The organism is Weissella sp. ESL1139, assembly GCF_058506735.1.
This window is the reverse complement of the sequence record NZ_CP196375.1, coordinates 949,380-968,448: the sequence shown is the minus strand read 5'-3', so window position 1 is coordinate 968,448 and position 19,069 is coordinate 949,380. Positions and strand designations below refer to the sequence as shown.

Here is a 19,069-nt window from a genome sequence, read left to right as displayed (position 1 = left end):
TATATATTTCCTATTATTTTTATGATTATAACCTATAACAAAACGTTATCTATTTTAGCATGTTTCTCGACTTTGGAACTTTAAATTTTTTTAATAGTGTTGCGCCAGGGACTAGTTTTGGGATATTATGAACTTTGAAACGCATTTAAACGCGACTTAACATAAATGAAAGGAAAACATCCATGGTAAAGAAAAACGATTATTCGGATGATTCCATTACAGTTTTAGAAGGGCTTGAAGCTGTTCGAAAACGACCGGGGATGTATATTGGTTCTACAGATGGTAAAGGACTACACCATCTTGTATATGAAATCTTTGATAACGCTGTTGATGAGGCATTGGCAGGTTATGGGGATGAAATTAACGTGACGATTCATGAGAATAATGCCGTAACGGTTGTAGATCATGGTCGTGGTATGCCAGTTGGTATGCATTCATCTGGTAAGCCGACGCCCGAAGTTATTTTAACGGTTTTGCATGCTGGTGGTAAATTTGGCCAGGGTGGTTATAAAACGTCTGGTGGCTTGCACGGTGTGGGTTCTTCTGTGGTTAATGCACTATCTAGTGATTTAACCGTTACGATTGTTCGTGATGGTGCAAAATATCAAGAACACTTTATTGATGGTGGCCATCCAGATGGCACGTTGAAAAAAATCGGTAAAACAAAAGAAAAATCTGGTACAACCATTACATTTAAACCAGATCCAAGTATCTTCTCAACGACAATTTATAATTTTAATACGTTAGCTGAGCGGTTACGCGAATCAGCGTTTTTATTACGAGATGTAAAAATTACTTTAACTGATGAACGCGTTGGTCAGGAACAAACTGAAGTTTATCATTATCCAGAAGGTATTAAAGCGTTTGTAACTTATTTAAATGAAGACAAAGACACACTAGGCGATATTATGTACTTTGATGGTACCGCTCAAGGGGTTGAAGTTGAAGTAGCCGCGCAATATAATGACGGCTTTTCAGAAACAACCATGTCATTTGTTAATAATGTGCGTACGCCAGATGGTGGTACCCATGAAGCTGGGTTAAGATCAGCATGGACAAAGGCATTTAATGAGTATGCAAGAAAAGTTAATCTTTTGAAAGATAAGGATAAAAACTTAGAGGGATCGGATGTTCGTGAAGGACTTTCTGCAGTCATTTCTCTACGCATACCAGAAGATATTTTACAGTTTGAAGGCCAAACGAAAGAAAAATTGGGAACGCCAGAAGCTCGTACAATTGTTGATAATATTATTACTGAACAGTTAGGCTTTTATTTAATGGAAAATGGTGAGTTCTCACAAAGCTTAATTCGTAAATCATTACGAGCACGTGAAGCTCGTGAGGCAGCACGTAAAGCTCGTGATGAAGCGAGAACTGGTAAGAAAAAAGGTAAAACTGATCGTCTATTATCGGGTAAACTAACACCTGCTCAATCTAAAAATGCTAATCAAAATGAACTATTTTTAGTAGAGGGTGATTCTGCTGGTGGTTCTGCTAAGCAAGGACGTAATCGTAAATTCCAAGCAATCTTGCCATTGCGCGGTAAGGTATTAAATACTGAAAAAGCTAAGCTTGCCGATATCATGAAAAATGAAGAGATTGCAACAATCATTTACACGATTGGGGCTGGTGTTGGCCCTGAGTTTAATGTTGATGATGCGCATTACGATAAGATCATTATTATGACTGATGCGGATGATGATGGGGCGCACATTCAAACATTGTTGCTAACATTCTTCTATAAATATATGCGTCCACTAATTGATGCTGGTAAAGTTTATATTGCATTACCACCGTTGTACATGTTGCGTCGTGGTAAAGGGAAAAAGCAACAGATTGAGTATGCTTGGACTGATGCAGAACTAGAAGAAGCTGAGCAAAAGATAGGTCGGGGGTACACTTTACAGCGGTTTAAAGGTTTAGGTGAAATGAATGCTGAACAACTGTGGGCAACAACCATGGATCCAACGCAACGAACACTTATTCGTGTCAAAATTGATGATGGCATGTTGGCAGAAAAACGTGTGACAACCTTGATGGGTGATAAAGTTGAGCCAAGACGTAAGTGGATTGAGAGTAATGTTGCCTTTGATTTGGTTGAAGAGGGTGATACATTGCTTGACGAAGCCGAACAGGCAGATGAAGCAAGTACTCAAAATCAAGAATTTGTTGCGCCAATTATTGAAAGTTGGCAAGACAAAAAGGAGTAAAGTTTAATGGCAAAATCTGGAAATATTCAAGAATTAAGCCTTGAAGCGGTAATGGGTGATCGTTTCGGACGATACTCAAAATATATTATTCAAGAACGTGCTTTGCCAGATATTCGTGACGGCTTAAAGCCAGTCCAACGTCGTATTTTGTATGCGATGAATAAAGATGGTAATACTTATGATAAGCAGTTTCGTAAGTCAGCCAAATCAGTTGGAAACGTTATGGGTAATTTCCATCCACACGGTGACTCATCAATTTATGAGGCGCTTGTACGTATGTCACAAGATTGGAAGTTACGAGCTCCGCTAATTGAGATGCACGGTAATAATGGCTCAATTGATAATGATCCAGCTGCGGCAATGCGTTACACCGAGGCACGCTTGTCAAAGTTAGCGGGTGAGATGCTAAGAGATTTGGACAAAGAAACGGTTGATATGGTACTAAATTTCGATGATACGGAGTATGAACCAACTGTCTTACCAGCGCATTTTCCTAATTTATTAGTAAATGGTGCAACTGGTATATCAGCCGGTTACGCAACGGATATTCCACCTCATAACTTAGGCGAAGTGATTGATGCATTGATTTATTTATTGTCACACCCAAAAGCATCTTTGGAAGATTTAATGGGCTTTGTTAAAGGTCCAGATTTCCCAACTGGTGGCATTATTCAAGGTGTTGATGGTATTAAATCAGCTTATAAAAATGGCCGTGGTCGAATTGTTGTTCGTTCAAAGACAGAAATCGTCCAACTAAAAGGTGGTAAATCACAAATACAAGTAAGTGAAATTCCTTACGAAGTAAATAAAGCTAATTTAGTTAAGAAAATTGATGAAATTCGCGTTAATAAGGATGTATCAGGTATCGTTGAAGTACGTGATGAATCTGATCGAGATGGTTTGTCAATTGCAATTGAATTAAGCAAAGATGCCAATGTTAATGGTATTTTGGCTTACTTATTGAAAAAAACTGATTTACAAGTTACTTATAATTTCAATATGGTTGCTATCCATAATTTACGACCAGAACGTGTTGGTCTAAAAACAGCTTTGCAAGCATTTTTGGATCATCAAGTTGACATTATCACAAAGCGAACAACTTATGATTTGCGTAAAGCGCAAGAGCGACAACATATTGTAACGGGTCTAATAAAAGCTCTTTCGATTTTAGATGAAGTCATCAAGACAATTCGTGGTTCAAAGGACCGTAAAGATGCCAAACAAAACTTGGTTGACCAGTTTGATTTCACCTTTGAACAAGCTGAAGCAATTGTGACTTTGCAGTTGTACCGTTTGACAAATACCGACGTTACCCAATTACAGGCTGAGTTTGAAGAGCTTTCAACACAAATTGAGCATTTTAATGCAATTCTTTCGGAACCTAGAGTACTACGTCAAGAATTGCGTCAGGAACTGAAAGCAATTAAGAAAAATTACAGTACGCCACGTTTGACTGAAATTGAAACCGAAGTGCAAGAATTAACTTATGATGCAACGGTGACGGTTGCTGATGAAGATGTGGCAGTCTTAGTTTCAAAGATGGGATACGTTAAACGTGCATCTTTGCGTTCACATAAGGCATCTGGGGATGATAACGGATTACGTGAAGATGATAGTGCTGTATATATTGCCCATGTAAACACATTGCAGCATATGTTCATCTTTACGAATAAAGGTCATGTTATTTATCGACCTATTCATGAACTACCAGAGTTTAAATGGAAAGAAGCTGGTGAACATTTGTCACAGTCAATTAATGGCTTTTTGGCAGATGAGGAAGTTATTTATGTTGAGGTTGTGGCAGACTTAGATGCATTAACAGGCAGCTGGTTAACAGCAACAAGTGATGGTTATATTAAGCAATTTAACTTTGCTGATTTATCTCCACGTAGCACTTATAAAAAGCGCAGTATGATTTACATGAAGCTAAAAGATGACTCTGCAAATATCATTGGCTTAGAACATTTACAAATCGGAGATAGTGCTAATCGCACAGTGATTTTGACTTCGAGAAAAGCAATGGGACTACGTTACGATATTGCTGAAATACCTACCTCAGGTAATCGAACAGCTGGCGTGAAATCTATGAACCTTGCCGAAGATGATGAAGTTATCAGTATGGCTTCAACTACTGATAATCAAGGTTTGGCGATTATTACGCAACGTGGTGCCTTTAAGTGGATGGCAGTCACTGAGATTCCTGTTACAAGTCGTGCTCGTAAGGGTGTTGCAATTATGCGGGAATTGAAGAAAGATTCACATGAAATTGTGGCAGCTATGGTTGTTGATTTAAAGAATCCTAAGGCGTTATCAATTGATACTGATCACGGCAAACAGTTTGATGTTTTGCCAACGGATCATAGTTTAAGTCAACGTTATAGTAACGGAAGCTTTATTATAGATACAGCAACTGATGGACAACCAATTAACATGCGGTTGTATAATACAAGTAAAGTCGTTAATTAAAATATTCAAGATGTATCAATATTAAAAATGGTGTATCATGAATATGATAAACAATAATGAAATGGAGAATTATCTGATGGCTAAGACATTGGTTTTTGGACACCAAAACCCTGATACAGATACAATTGCATCTGCAATTTCTGCATCATATTTCTTGAATAAGGCATATAATTTAGATACTGAAGCTGTTGCATTGGGAACACCTAATGCTGAAACAGAATACGCATTAAATTACTTTAAGGTCGCAGCACCACGTGTGATTGAAACTGCTGATACTGAAGAAGTAATTTTAGTTGACCACAACGAAGCCAGTCAATCAGTTGCTAACTTGGCTGATGTTACTGTTGCTGGTGTGTATGATCATCACAAAATTAACTTTACTTCAGCAGCACCACTATGGTTCATTAATAAGCCATTAGGGTCAGTTGCAACTGTTCTTTATTACGAATACCAGACTGCAGGTATTGAAATTCCAGTAGAAATTGCCGGTATGATGCTATCAGCAATTATTTCTGATACGCTTTTGCTAAAGAGCCCAACCACAACATCAATGGATAAGCCAGCATTAGAAGGTTTAGCAAAGATTGCTGGTTTGGATGATTATGAAGCTTATGGTTTAGAAATGCTAAAGGCTGGTACTGATCTATCAACTAAGACTGCTAAAGACTTAATTGATGGAGATGCTAAGTCATTTGAATTAGCTGGTCAAACCATTCGTATTGGACAAGTAAACACAGTCGATGTTGAAGATGTTTTTGCTCGTCGTGATGAAATTGTTGCAGCAATTTCTGATGAATTAGCAAGTGATAACTATGATACATTTATTTTCGTTGTTACAAATATTCTAGATTCAGATTCTGATATTTTGGTATTGGGTGAGAATCAAGATAAAGTTGCTGCAGCCTTTGGTGTTACACTAACTGATGGTCGTGCTTCATTACCTGGCGTTGTGTCACGTAAGAAGCAAGTTGTACCACCATTGACAAGTGCATTTGAAGGATAAAAAATTGCTGAACAAGATTTAAATCTTGTTCAGCAATTTTTATTTTGAAACCTGAAGATGCAGTTGATTTCTTTAATATGTTAAAATAATGCTATGCTAGTAGTAATTGATAAGTAAACAATTATTCATAAAATAAATTGTAGACATTTTGGAAGCTGTTCTCGTTACCTACGAAGTAAAGCGTGTCGTTTTGATAAATTTTTGCGTATGGGCCGGGAGACAAAGTTAAATGGTTTTCGTGAAGAATACCAACAAGTGTTGTACCAGTCCGATGCCAAAAATTTAGCTCACTGATTGTTTGGTTAAATATTGGTGAATCATTAACAAGTTTTAACTCGTAAGGGGTAAAAGGATTAGATTTTTTGTAATATTGTGTTTGCTCTATAAAAGCGTTTAAAGATTGTGTGAGTTGCATCAAACCATTCTGTTGTTCAGCTATCTTAGTTGTTAAATCATTTTGCAGATTTTGCAGATTTTGTGCATCACTTTCAGAATTAATAAAGTCCTGTGCTTTGTCACGTGAAATGACAATTGCACCACTGCCATGATGTGTTTCTACAATATCTAAGTCTTCTAAGATACTGATAGCGCGACGAGCGGTTTCAGATGAAACGCCAAAATTAGTAGCCAGAGTTGAACGAGCGTGAATTTTTTCACCAACTTGTAGCTTACCGCTACTGATTTGTTCAGCAATCCTTAAAGCAATTATGCGATACCGGGGTTGTTTAATTGCTGGCATAATGTCCTCCTAAAGTTAGTCGTATGCCCTTAGCATACCATACATTAAAATAATTTGGAGATTTAAGATATTTTTAAAACAAATCGGTATCTGTTTTTATGGCTGATACAATAGTACTTATAGAGTTCAAACGTCAATTGGTATAGTAATCTTTATTTGACCAAAGTGACAACTTTATGTTTAAAATAGAATTGTCACTTAGCGAGAGCTTTAAAAACTTTCGAACAAGTAGGAGGAGAAAATATATATGTCAAAGGTAAAAATTGAACACCTGACTAAGATTTTCGGAAAACGTGTTAAGCCAGCCTTAGAATTGGTTGAACAACACGAATCAAAAACTGATATCTTAAAGAAGACAGGTTCAACAGTTGGTGTCTATGATGCTAACTTGTCTGTTGAAGAGGGTGAGATTTTCGTTATCATGGGACTTTCTGGTTCTGGTAAGTCAACATTAATTCGATTGTTAAATCGTTTAATCGAACCTACATCAGGAAAAATCTTTGTTGATGATGATGATATATCTAAACTTAATAAAGAAAAGTTACTTGAAGTTCGTCGTAAGAAGATGAGCATGGTATTCCAAAGTTTCGGACTTTTCCCACATCGTACGATTTTGCAAAATACTGAGTATGGTTTGGAAGTCCAAGGTGTACCAAAGGCGGAACGTCGTAAGAAAGCTGAAAAGGCACTTGAAAATGCCAACTTGTTAGCATTTAAGGATCAATATCCAAATCAGTTATCTGGTGGTATGCAACAACGTGTTGGTCTTGCTCGTGCATTGGCTAATGACCCTGAAATCCTACTAATGGATGAGGCGTTCTCAGCACTTGACCCATTGATTCGTCGTGATATGCAAGATGAATTATTGGATTTGCAAGAACAATATCAAAAAACAATTATCTTTATTTCCCACGATTTGAATGAGGCATTGCGTATTGGCGATCGTATTGCCATCATGAAGGATGGGGAAGTTGTTCAAGTTGGTACTGGTGAAGAAATCGTTACACAACCAGCTGATGATTATGTACGTGCCTTCGTTGAAGATGTTGATCGTTCAAAGGTTTTGACGGCTGAAAACATTATGATTCCACCATTCTTTACAAACATTGAGGTTGATGGACCTAACGTTGCATTGAAGAAGATGCGTACTGAAGAAGTTTCTGGTTTGATTGCTGTTGATCGTAAGCGTCAATTCCGTGGCTTTATTACTAGTGAGGACGCTATTCGGGCTCGTACCGAAGGCTTGTCATTGGCTGATGTTGCTACACAAATTCCAACAGTAGCACCTGATATGTTAGTAATGGACATTATGCCATTAATTTATGACTCTCCAACCCCATTGGCCGTGGTTGATGAAAACAATCGTTTGCGTGGAACGTTAATTCGTGGACGTGTTCTTCAAGCACTAGCTGAAGATGGTGAGCTAAGTGATGATGGTAGTGCAGCAAAAGATGTTGTAAAAGAACAAGCTGAATCCGATACGGCTGAATTAACGTCAAAGGAGGAGGTATAGTATGTTCGTTTTAGCAGACCTATTTCCTAAGATTCCTTTAGGACCTTGGGTTGATAAGGGTGTTGATTGGCTAACAGATCATTTAGGTGGTTTGTTTGATGCCATTCAGAGTGGTGGAAACTTTATTATGAATTCGATGACGAGTGGCTTATCGGCAATTCCGGTATGGCTATTTATCATTGGTATGACTATTTTTGCCATCTTAATGTTTGGTAAAAAGTGGGGTATTCCACTATTTACATTTGTTGGTTTAATCATTGTTGAAAATCAGAACTTATGGTCTGATTTGATGAGTACGTTCACATTAGTTATTATTTCCAGTTTGATTTCTGTTATTATTGGTGTTCCATTAGGAATTTGGATGGCTAAGAATGAAACTGTGAACAAGATTATTCAACCAATCTTGGACTTTATGCAAACAATGCCTGCTTTCGTTTATTTGATTCCAGCCGTTGCCTTCTTCGGTATCGGTGTGGTTCCAGGTGTGTTTGCCTCAGTTATTTTCTCATTGCCACCAACAGTTCGTATGTCAAACCTTGGTATCCGTCAGGTACCAACGGATTTGGTTGAAGCTGCTGATTCATTTGGTTCAACTGGAAAGCAAAAGCTATTTAAGGTTGAGTTACCATTAGCTCAAGGAACAATTTTCTCAGGTATTAATCAAACATTGATGTTAGCATTGTCAATGGTTGTTATTGCTTCAATGATTGGTGCTCCTGGACTAGGACGTGGTGTTCTTTCAGCCGTACAAAACGCTGATATTGGTAAAGGTTTCGTTAATGGTCTATCATTGGTAGTTTTGGCTATTGTTATTGATCGTTTCACGCAACAACTTAACCGTACACCAGCTGACAAAGCTGATTCACCTAAGCCAAAGCATCACTGGAAGGGCTGGACAGCTCTGGTTGTTGCCTTAGCTATGATTGGTGGTGGTGCAGTAAATTCATTTGCTTCATCAGATTCACAAAAAGAATCAATCAAGTTGGTATACGTACAATGGGATTCTGAGGTTGCTTCAAGTAATGTGTTAGCTCAAGCTATGCGTCAACATGGTTATGACGTTGATTTGACGCCATTGGATAATTCAATCATGTGGAAGTCAATTTCTAATGGTCAAGCTGATGCATCTGTATCTGCTTGGTTGCCATTAACTCACAAGGCCCAATACAAGAAGTATAAGAGCGATATAGATTTGATTGGTCCTAATCTAAAGGGTGCCAAGACCGGTCTTGTTGTTCCTAAGTATATGGATGTTAACTCAATTGCTGATTTGCAAGATCAAGCTGATAAGAAGGTTACTGCCATTGAGCCTGGAGCTGGTGTAACTAGTTCTGCTGAAAAGGCCATTAAAGACTATGGTTTGAATAGTAAAGGTTGGCAAGTAACACCTTCATCATCTGGTGCCATGGCTGTTGCCCTAGGTAAGGCTATTAAGGCTAAGCAAGATATTGTTATTACTGGTTGGGAGCCACACTGGATGTTCCAAAAGTATGATTTGAAGTACTTGGATGATCCTAAGAAGTCATTTGGTGGTTCTGAGACAATTAATACGATGACTCGTAAGGGATTGAAGGAAGACAAGCCTAATGCATACAAGGTACTTAAGAAGTTTAAGTGGTCTAAGGATGACATGGGTAAGGTTATGCTTGATATCCAAAACGGTAAGTCAGCAAAGAAGGCCGCAAATGACTGGATTAAGAATAATCAATCTAAGGTTGATTCTTGGTTCAAGTAAGGAAGTCATATAGTATATGTTAACCGAACAAATTGAAGATGCCTGTATCTACATCGTTGTACTATTAATTGTAATTGCAATAAGTGCAACGGTGATGGCAGACAAATCGTTATTCGCTCAGATTATGATGGGACTAGGAGCAATTACTGGTTCGGTCATGATAGTGAAAGAATGGCATAACAATTAATAAGGTTATAAACCATGAAGATATTAATTTATCTTCATGGCTTTTTTATTATCATCATAAAGTGTTGACTGTTAAAAAAGAATAAATTATCATATAAAATATAAAGTTAAACAAAGTGATCAGGAAAGTATATGATAACTTGCATCGTAGAGAGCTATGGGATGGTGAAACATAGTATGCAGATTATCGTGGAAAATGGCCTGTGATTGGATATTATGAGTAACAAGTTTATAAGTAATATACGGTTGGTTTCCGTTATCAAACACACGTATAAGTAAGGCATCATTTCGTCCGCTGCTTGCACGTTTGGAGTTTCTTTTGAGTAATTGATTGAAAAAAATAGAATGGTAACACGATTAGTCGTTTCTAGCTTTAATGCTAGGAACGGCTTTTTGTGTAGATGAGGGGACATATGAATAAATTTTGGGTTGGTGCGTTTAGTTTAGTTACTGTGGCAGCTGTTGGGACAACAATCGGAATTCCAGTTGTTTCTGCTGATACAGCTAATAAAAATGTGACAGTTGGCTTGGTAGGTGATTCCGATCGTCAACTTTGGCAATATGTTAAAAAAGATGCAGCTAAGAAGTACAATATTAATGTTAAGTTAAAAGTATTTACTGATTATGTAAAGCCTAATCAAGCGTTGGTTGATAAGTCAATTGACTTGAATGCCATGCAAACGATAGATTATTTTAATGAGCAAAATAAACATCTCGATAATAAATTAACATCAATTGGAAAAACGTATGTGACACCAATTCGAATGTATTCTGAAAAGTATCATAATTTGAAGGACTTGCCTAAGGGTGGTACGATTATTGTTCCAAATGATGGTTCAAACGAAAAACGTGCTTTAGATGTTTTAGAGGACGCTAAATTAATAAAGTACGACCATTCTGAAAAAGTACCTGGTGTGTCAGACGTTACAACTAATAAGAAAAAGTTTAAGATAAAGGAAGTTAATTCTGAACAAACAGCTTCAGCATTGAAGGGCGTTGATGCCGGCGTTGTTAATACGAATTATGCCTTAGATGCAAAGCTAGATATTGATAAAGCTTTATATACTGAGCCGGTTAACAAGGCGAATAAAGGCTATATCAATATTATTGTGGCTCGTAAAGATCAGAAGAATAATAAATTATACAAGCAAGTTGTTAAAGCTTATCAGACAGATAAGACTAAGAAACATATGCATAATTTATATGGTTCAGCTGAAAAAGCAGCATGGGATATTAAATTAAAGTAAGGAGAATTTGTGATGGCAGAAGAAACAGCAATATTTGCAGGTGGTTGCTTTTGGTGTATGGTGGAACCTTTTGAAACATTACCAGGTATTAAAAAGGTTCGTTCTGGATATACAGGTGGTTTTAAAGAAAATCCAACTTATTATGAGGTAAAAGCACATAAAACTGGGCATACCGAGGCAGTGAAGGTATGGTTTGATAACGATATTGTAAGTTATGAAGACTTGGTTACTTTATATTGGCAAACAGCTGATCCAACTGATGCGATGGGACAATTCCAAGATCGTGGTGATAATTATCGTCCGGTTATATTTGTAAATTCAAATGATCAGCAAGCAGTTGCTGAGAAATCTAAACAAGCTTTGATTGATTCAGGAATCTTTGGTACGGATCCGATTGTGACAAAGATTGAAAAAGCTGGTGTTTTTTGGGATGCCGAAGAAGAACATCAACAATTTTATCGGAAACATGCTGATGTTTATGCTGACGAGAAAAAAGAACGCGATGCGTATAAAGCCAAATATTGGCAGGCCAATAAAAATTAATACAACGCATGTTACAAGCAATGAGGAATTATTAACATGAAGTATAGTTTTTTGGTAAATCCAGTCGCAGGCAGCGGGTTAGCACGTGATAAATGGACGAGATTGCAAGAGTTTTTAAATGAACAATCATTTTCTTATGAAGTGTATTTTTCCAAAAAAGCACATGATATTCAGCAGCAGATTATTAATAAGGTTCCCAATGACGAACGGCAAGTTATTGTTGTTGGGGGTGATGGTACATTGCATGAGGCGCTTAATGGTTTGATGAGTACTGGTATTAATACGCCGATTGGGTATATATCAGCCGGCTCAGGAAATGATTTTGCTCGTGCCCACGGTTTGGTAGATGATGTAATTTTAGCTTTTAAAAAAATTCATCAGGCTGTGGTTGCAAATAAAGCGACGACAATTGACATTGGTCAATATGTTGATAATCAGACAAATAAGGTACAGTATTTTATAAATAATGTTGGCATTGGTATTGATGCAACCACAGTCAATTATGCTAATGAATCACAAACTAAAAAATGGTTGAATAAACTTCATTTGGGTGGCTTTAGTTATCTACTGGCTGTTTTTAAAAGTCTAGCTAGACAAGATGCCTTTAACATTACAATGACCTGTGATGATGGTACGAAATTGACGTCACCAATTGGTTATCTTGTTACAATTTCTAATCATCCATATTTTGGTGGTGGCATTAAAATTTTACCTGATGCACAACCAGATGATGGCTTGTTAGATGCAATTCTTGTTGATAAACCACGTAATTTATTACGTTTGATCTGGTTGTTGGGATCATTATTACGTGGACACCATTATCGTTATCCGGAAGTTCACCATGTAAAAACTAAGACGTTAAGCTTATGTACCAAAGTACTTGAGTATAATCATTTGGATGGAGAAGTATCTGTTGCGCAAACTTATGATTTGTTGTTAAGTTCGCAAACGTATACGTTTTATCTTTAATACAATATGAAAAAGCCACCTGGCTGATTATCTGACTGATAATCTTTACCAAGTGGCTTTTTGCTTGTTATTTAAATCATAATAAACATAGGTAGAATCAAAGGACGCCGTTTTGTTTGTTCAAACAAGAAACGCTGCAATTGCGAAACAACAGCATTGCGGATACTATGTTCACTTGCTTTTGGTTCATGCATTGCTGACAGAATTGCATGGAAAATAACTTTGCGGCCTTCATTGATTAGTTCTTCAGATTCACGCATATAAATAAATCCACGTGAGAGAATATCTGGACCAGCAGTGATTTCCTTGTTCTTCAAGTCTATCGTTGCAACAACAACTACTAGACCATCTTCAGATAACATTTGACGATCACGTAGCACGGCCGTTCCAATATCACCAATTCCGTTACCATCTACATACGTGTCTTGTGCTGGAATATGGCCAACAACATGCGCCTGCTCAGGTGAGACAGCTAATACGTCACCATTGTCTAGTACGAAAGTATTATCTTCTGGTACACCAACATCGTGGCCCAAACCTTCATGAACCTTTAACATACGATATTCACCGTGAATAGGCATGAAAAACTTTGGTTTCATTAGTGACAACATTAACTTTTGCTCTTCTTGACCACCGTGACCAGAAGCGTGAATATTGTTAATCTTACCGTGAATGACATTGGCGCCAGCTTCTTCGAGTTCGTTGATAACACGATTAACAGATTGCGTGTTACCAGGAATTGGTGAACTTGAAAAGATGACGGTATCATTAGGTTGGATTGAAATTTGTCGGTGCGTACCATTAGCGATACGGGCCAGGGCAGCCATTGGCTCACCTTGCGAACCTGTTGACATAATTAAGACTTCTTCAGGAGGTAGGCGGTTGATTTCATGTGCATCAACTAACATATCTTCAGGAATGTCTAAATAACCTAGTGCTAGACCGTTATTAACAGCACTCTCCATTGAACGACCAAAAATTGCAATTTTACGGCCATGTTCAAGAGCAGCATGGGTTGCCATTTGGATACGTGACATATTTGAAGCGAATGTTGCAAAGATAATACGACCATCTATTTCATTGAATAGTTTATCAATTGTCTTACCAACCCAACGTTCTGACTTTGAAAATTCTGGGCGTTCAGCATTCGTTGAATCTGACATTAACAATAGAACACCTTCTGAACCAATACGAGCCATTTTTTGTAAATTAGGTGCTTGTTTCGTGGTTGGTGTTAAATCAAATTTAAAATCACCAGTTTCAACGATAGTTCCAGAAGGGGTGTGAACAGCAACACCATAAGTGTCTGGAATTGAATGAGTTGTGCGGAAGAATTCCACGCTCATTTTATCAAATTGTAAAACTGTATCTTCATCAATTTCATGAAGCTCTGTGCTGTTCAAAAGCCCATGTTCGTCCAGTTTATTTTTGATCAATGCAACTGCAAGTGGCCCTGCATAAACTGGTACATTAACAGCATTTAAGAAGAAATGGATGGCACCAATATGGTCTTCGTGACCATGGGTGATAACCAAAGCTTTAATCTTATCTTTATTCTTTTTGAGGTAAGTGTAATCAGGAATTACGTAATCAATTCCTAATAATTCATCTTCTGGAAATTTAACACCGGCATCAACAACGATAATCTCATCGCCATATTCAATACCATACGTATTTTTTCCGATTTCTCCCAAACCACCTAAAGCATAAACTGCTGTTTCATCAGGCCGAATAGTAAAATCATTCGTCATAAATTAAAACTCCGTTAGTTTGAAATTAGGGCTTTGTTGCTCATAAGCAAGGGCCTTTTCTGATAGTTGTTCAATATGCTCAACATTATAAGGTGTGTTTGATTCAACAGCCAAACGAGCTGCAGGTAAATCAACAGCATCTAGATATAGTGATTTTGTGTTTTCACGTTCTGGGCTTTGAAATGTAGTAGGTTGATAATAAACTTTAAAAATCATAGTTATAAAGTATCTCCTTAATTTTTATTCCGAATTTTCTTATAGAGTAAGTTTAGCAGAAATTTACGTTATCTGCTACTAACTGTGAAATTAGTATTTACATTAAGCCAAAAATCTTGTATGTTCAATTATAAATGAGTCTATTTTAAGTATCATAACTTTCTTGAATGGTATAATGCTAAATCTAGAAATCTTAAATTATATTTTATAACGGTTTATTTAATCGTTTTTTTTATTAAATTCGGGTAAACTAAATAATAGGATTAAATAATGAACATTTTGGTTAGCGGAGGATATTATGTGGTTTCTGTGGCTTTTATTGATAATTGTCTTCATTATTATTGCTGTGACGATTTATCGACGTTATGGGCGACGTCTAACAGAACGGCAAATTATTGCCTCACAACAAGTAGTTAATCATGCTGTGACTTATGCATTAAGGGATTTGAAAGATGCTTTGTACCTAGTATCAGATCGGCAAATTTCTTCAACTTTGGTCGCTAATATCTGGGGACACGAGGTGATGGCATTTGAATTTGTGTTACCCGTATCTGATTTACAAGAAGTTGTGGTGGTTAGACAGGCAATTAACAATGCACTCAGAGAATATGCTGAAAAAAATAATTTGCAAAGTGCTGATCCAAAGGAGATGGCTTTATTAGTCACCGATACTTGGTATGATGCACGAGTACCAGAGTTACATGTTGATATTGCACATGTTGTTAATGAAGAAACTGCAGCATATATTCGGGATTTACGAAAGCTAAATCAACCAGTGTAGAGTTTGATATAATGAAAATAAATAAAAACAGGAGATTCAAAAGATGTATTTAATGAACGAAATTGTACGTGATGGTGATAAAGTTTTACGTGAGCGAGCAACGAAAGTTGAGTTTCCTTTGTCTGAAGAAGTAAAAGAAGTCTCAAAAAACATGATGGAATATTTAGTCATTAGTCAAAATGAAAAAGAAAACGAAAAATATGGGTTACGCCCAGGTGTCGGCTTAGCCGCACCACAAGTAGGTGTTTCAAAACAATTTGCTTCAATTTTGATTCCAGCGGCTGATGTCGAAGACTTACAAGAAAAAGTTGAAAATGATGATGAATATTACTTCAAAGGTACAATTTATAATCCTGTTATTACACGTCAATCAGTGAAACAAGGTGCGCTATCAATGGGTGAGGGTTGCTTATCAGTTGATGATGATTTACCTGGTTATGTTACTCGTTCATACAGAATTACAGTTAAATTCCAAGATGAAGATGGTGAGCAACAAGAGCTACGTCTAGAAGGTTATCCAGCAATTGTATTTCAACATGAAATTGATCATTTACATGGTTCTTTATATTATGATCATATTAATCATGAGAATCCATGGGAGCAAACTGAAAACACACGTTATTTGGGGTAAGCTATATGAAACAATCTGATAAAAACTTTACTTATCCCATTTTACCGGGTTGGAATACCGAGGATATCATTGCTGCTAGTAATTTATATTCGGCAGTCGCTAATGCTTATGAAACTGGTACATCACGACAAGATTTATTAGCGGCTTATACATCTTTTAAAACAGTAGTGCCAAGTAAAAGCGAAGAAAAAAAGATTGGTCGTGAATTTGAACAAAGTTCTGGTTACAGTATTTATCGAACAATCAGGGCCGCTCGTCAAACCACTAGTCAACGTATTAAGATGGAGGACTAGCGTCATGAATCAGACACAATTACAAAAGTTGGATACGACAGTTTTAAAATGGTTAGAAGAGATAAGACATCTTGTTATGCAACGGGTTCATCAACGTATGCAAGTAGATACTAAATCTGGCCATCGAGATTTGGTAACTAACGTTGACCGTGAAGTTGAACAATACTATGTGCAACATATCCGCAGTTTTGATCCGGATGCAAAAATTTTAGGTGAAGAAGGATTTGGCGATGCTGTCAAATCAACTTCAGGAAGAATTTGGTTTGTTGACCCAATTGATGGCACAATGAATTTTGTTAAACAACAAGCTGAATTTGCAACCATGGTTGCAGTGTACGAAGATGGGAAACCAGTTATGGCTTGGATCATGGATATTGCGCAACATGATGTTGTGCATGGTGGTCCAGAATTTGGTGTTTATCATAATGATAAAAAATTGTCACCGGCTTCAGATATTGGTTTAGCTGATGGCTTGGTTATTTTATCTGGTGCTCGTTTGTTATATGAGGAGCCTGGTTTCCCTGAATTAGCTAAATCAGCAATTGGTTATCGTGTTTATGGCTCTGCCGGTATCTCATATTTACATGTTTTGACCGGTAAGGCAGTAGCTTATATGAGTCGGATGCGACCATGGGATTTTGCGGCAGGTGTTGCGCTAGCAAAATCTTTGGGATTAGAGGTTGGAACAATTGACGGACAACCTATAAATATGTTAGTATCAAATTCAGTACTTGTAGCAACAGAAAAAACATATCATGATATTATGACAATTTTTAACAAAAATGCTTAATATGTACGTATATGATTTTTGTTAGTTACACCGATTAGGAAAAAAGTGACGTATTCGTCAAGGAGAAGAAAATTTTGGCAAAACGCGAAAACATCCGCAATATTGCAATTATTGCCCACGTCGATCACGGAAAGACAACGTTGGTTAACGAATTATTGAAGCAGTCTGATACGCTTGACTTGCGTACCGAATTAGGCGACCGTGCATTGGATACCAATGATATTGAAAAAGAGCGCGGTATTACTATCTTGTCAAAGAACACAGCTGTTAAAGTTGGTGATAAGCAAATTAATATCATGGACACACCAGGACACGCGGACTTCGGTGGTGAAGTTGAACGTATCATGGGTATGGTTGATGGTGTTTTGCTTGTTGTTGATGCTTTTGAAGGAACAATGCCACAAACACGTTTTGTGCTAAAAAAGGCCTTTGAGCAAAACTTGACACCAATCGTTGTTGTTAACAAGGTTGATCGTCCTGGTGCTCGTCCATCAGAAGTTGTTGATGAAGTTTTGGACTTGTTCATTGAGCTTGGTGCTGATGAGGAACAATTGGACTTCCCAGTTGTTTATGCTTCAGCTATGAATGGAACATCATCATATGACCCAGATATTGAGTCACAAGAACACACTATGGCACCAATTTTTGAGACTGTCTTTAAGACAATTCCAGCCCCAGAAGATACTTCAGATAAGCCATTGCAATTCCAAGTTTCACTTTTGGATTACAACGACTTCGTTGGACGTATTGGTATTGGCCGTGTGTTCAATGGAAAGATTAAGGTTGGGGACTCAGTTGCTGTTATGAAGGCTGATGGCTCAACACGTAACTTCCGTGTTACAAAGTTATTTGGTTATATTGGTTTGGATCGTATCGAAATTGATGAAGCTGAAGCTGGTGATTTGATTGCCGTCTCAGGTATGGAAGATATTTCTGTTGGTGAGACAGTTGTTGACCCTGTTCATGGAGAAGCTCTTCCGTTACTACACATTGATGAGCCAACATTGCAAATGACTTTCCGTACAAATGATTCACCATTTGCTGGACGTGAAGGTAAGTTTGTTACTGCTCGTCAAATCGAAGACCGTTTGAACCGTGAGTTGCACACTGACGTTTCATTGCGTGTTGAACCAACTGAAGAAGCTGGTGCCTGGTTAGTTTCTGGACGTGGTGAGTTGCACCTATCAATCTTGATTGAGAATTTGCGTCGTGAAGGCTTCGAGTTACAAGTTTCACGTCCACAAGTTATTATCAAGGATGTTGATGGTGTTCAATCTGAACCATTTGAAGCTGTGCAAGTTGACACACCTGACGAATACTCAGGAGCTGTCATTGAGTCATTGAACCTACGTAAGGGTGAGATGCGTAACATGGAGCCAACTGGTACTGGTACAACACGTATGGATTTCCTTGTACCATCGCGTGGTTTGATTGGTTACTCAACTGAATTTATGTCATTGACACGTGGATATGGTATTTACAACCACACTTACGAGACATATGGACCAATTGTTAAGAATTGGAATCCTGGTCGTCGTAATGGAACACTTGTTTCAATCAATCAAGGTCAAGCAACAGCATATGCTATTATGGGTGTTGAAGATCGTGGAACAATGTTTATCCATCCTGGTGATGAAATTTATGAAGGTATGGTTGTTGGTATGAATAGCCGTGACAATGACATTTCTGTCAATGTTACTAAGGCTAAGAACCAAACTAATGTGCGTTCGTCAAATAAGGACCAAACTGCTTCTATCAAGACGCCGCGTGATATGACGCTTGAAGAATCACTAGAATTCTTGGATGATGATGAATATGCTGAAGTAACACCTGAAAACGTGCGTATTCGTAAGCAAATTTTGAATACGAGCGAACGTGAAAAGTTTGCTAAGCGTCGTAAGATGTCACAACAAGGCTAATTTAAGTTAATAAATAGAAAAGTTGTTATCCGGTTTTATATATGGGTGGCAACTTTTTTATTGTAATTTATTAATAA

Annotated in this window: 17 protein-coding genes and 1 other annotated feature; of the genes, 14 read left to right on the top strand and 3 right to left on the bottom strand. The window is 37.5% G+C overall.

The features are described 5' to 3' along the window. Positions 1 to 182: 182 nt before the first annotated feature. The 3 genes from parE to ACSYSF_RS04630 all read left to right on the top strand — a co-directional run bounded on the left by parE (position 183) and on the right by ACSYSF_RS04630 (position 5,679). Positions 183 to 2,210, top strand: a complete 2,028-nt coding sequence (gene parE, locus ACSYSF_RS04640; RefSeq protein ID WP_489868372.1) for a DNA topoisomerase IV subunit B — start codon at positions 183 to 185, stop codon at positions 2,208 to 2,210. Positions 2,211 to 2,216: 6 nt separating this feature from the next. After that, complete coding sequence (gene parC / locus ACSYSF_RS04635; RefSeq protein WP_489868371.1) at positions 2,217 to 4,676, top strand: DNA topoisomerase IV subunit A; 2,460 nt, start codon at positions 2,217 to 2,219, stop codon at positions 4,674 to 4,676. A gap of 76 nt (positions 4,677 to 4,752) precedes the next feature. Next, a complete protein-coding gene (locus ACSYSF_RS04630; RefSeq protein WP_489868370.1) occupies positions 4,753 to 5,679 on the top strand; it encodes a manganese-dependent inorganic pyrophosphatase in 927 nt (308 codons plus the stop codon). Between the two features lie 121 nt (positions 5,680 to 5,800). Here ACSYSF_RS04630 and ACSYSF_RS04625 read toward each other — a convergent pair whose 3' ends face one another. After that, positions 5,801 to 6,418 carry a GntR family transcriptional regulator gene (locus ACSYSF_RS04625; RefSeq protein WP_489868369.1) on the bottom strand — a complete coding sequence of 206 codons (618 nt, stop codon included), beginning with the start codon at positions 6,416 to 6,418 and terminating at the stop codon, positions 5,801 to 5,803. A 247-nt stretch (positions 6,419 to 6,665) separates the two neighbouring features. Between ACSYSF_RS04625 and ACSYSF_RS04620 the strand changes: the two genes are divergently transcribed. The 6 genes from ACSYSF_RS04620 (at position 6,666) to ACSYSF_RS04595 (ending at position 12,611) form a co-directional block, all read left to right on the top strand. Next, a complete protein-coding gene (locus tag ACSYSF_RS04620; RefSeq protein WP_489868368.1) occupies positions 6,666 to 7,931 on the top strand; it encodes a quaternary amine ABC transporter ATP-binding protein in 1,266 nt (421 codons plus the stop codon). 1 nt (position 7,932) lies between these two features. Then, positions 7,933 to 9,666: an ABC transporter permease/substrate binding protein gene (locus ACSYSF_RS04615; RefSeq protein WP_489868367.1), complete on the top strand. Its 1,734-nt coding sequence runs from the start codon at positions 7,933 to 7,935 to the stop codon at positions 9,664 to 9,666. A gap of 16 nt (positions 9,667 to 9,682) precedes the next feature. After that, on the top strand, positions 9,683 to 9,853 hold the full coding sequence (locus tag ACSYSF_RS04610; RefSeq protein WP_489868366.1) for a hypothetical protein: 171 nt from the start codon (positions 9,683 to 9,685) through the stop codon (positions 9,851 to 9,853). Between the two features lie 106 nt (positions 9,854 to 9,959). Then, positions 9,960 to 10,224: a binding site (T-box leader), on the top strand. Between the two features lie 41 nt (positions 10,225 to 10,265). After that, entirely contained in the window at positions 10,266 to 11,099 is an 834-nt protein-coding gene (locus ACSYSF_RS04605; RefSeq protein ID WP_489868365.1) for a MetQ/NlpA family ABC transporter substrate-binding protein, read from the top strand. Between the two features lie 12 nt (positions 11,100 to 11,111). Further along, complete coding sequence (msrA, locus tag ACSYSF_RS04600) at positions 11,112 to 11,642, top strand: peptide-methionine (S)-S-oxide reductase MsrA (RefSeq protein ID WP_489868364.1); 531 nt, start codon at positions 11,112 to 11,114, stop codon at positions 11,640 to 11,642. 36 nt (positions 11,643 to 11,678) lie between these two features. Continuing rightward, entirely contained in the window at positions 11,679 to 12,611 is a 933-nt protein-coding gene (locus ACSYSF_RS04595; RefSeq protein ID WP_489868363.1) for a diacylglycerol/lipid kinase family protein, read from the top strand. Positions 12,612 to 12,682: 71 nt separating this feature from the next. Here ACSYSF_RS04595 and rnjA read toward each other — a convergent pair whose 3' ends face one another. Both rnjA and ACSYSF_RS04585 read right to left on the bottom strand, forming a co-directional pair. Then, complete coding sequence (gene rnjA / locus ACSYSF_RS04590) at positions 12,683 to 14,362, bottom strand: ribonuclease J1 (RefSeq protein WP_489868362.1); 1,680 nt, start codon at positions 14,360 to 14,362, stop codon at positions 12,683 to 12,685. Positions 14,363 to 14,365: 3 nt separating this feature from the next. Beyond that, entirely contained in the window at positions 14,366 to 14,578 is a 213-nt protein-coding gene (locus ACSYSF_RS04585; RefSeq protein WP_489868361.1) for a DNA-directed RNA polymerase subunit epsilon, read from the bottom strand. 298 nt (positions 14,579 to 14,876) lie between these two features. Between ACSYSF_RS04585 and ACSYSF_RS04580 the strand changes: the two genes are divergently transcribed. The 5 genes from ACSYSF_RS04580 to typA all read left to right on the top strand — a co-directional run bounded on the left by ACSYSF_RS04580 (position 14,877) and on the right by typA (position 18,992). Further along, the gene (locus ACSYSF_RS04580; RefSeq protein ID WP_489868360.1) at positions 14,877 to 15,359 is read left to right on the top strand and encodes a hypothetical protein; all 483 of its coding nucleotides are present in this window, start codon (positions 14,877 to 14,879) and stop codon (positions 15,357 to 15,359) included. A gap of 43 nt (positions 15,360 to 15,402) precedes the next feature. Continuing rightward, entirely contained in the window at positions 15,403 to 15,990 is a 588-nt protein-coding gene (gene def / locus ACSYSF_RS04575) for a peptide deformylase (RefSeq protein WP_489868359.1), read from the top strand. Positions 15,991 to 15,995: 5 nt separating this feature from the next. Then, positions 15,996 to 16,283, top strand: a complete 288-nt coding sequence (locus tag ACSYSF_RS04570) for a UPF0223 family protein (protein WP_489868358.1) — start codon at positions 15,996 to 15,998, stop codon at positions 16,281 to 16,283. Between the two features lie 4 nt (positions 16,284 to 16,287). After that, positions 16,288 to 17,073 carry an inositol monophosphatase family protein gene (locus tag ACSYSF_RS04565; RefSeq protein WP_489868357.1) on the top strand — a complete coding sequence of 262 codons (786 nt, stop codon included), beginning with the start codon at positions 16,288 to 16,290 and terminating at the stop codon, positions 17,071 to 17,073. A gap of 74 nt (positions 17,074 to 17,147) precedes the next feature. After that, complete coding sequence (gene typA, locus ACSYSF_RS04560) at positions 17,148 to 18,992, top strand: translational GTPase TypA (protein WP_489868356.1); 1,845 nt, start codon at positions 17,148 to 17,150, stop codon at positions 18,990 to 18,992. The last annotated feature ends 77 nt before the right edge of the window (positions 18,993 to 19,069 follow it).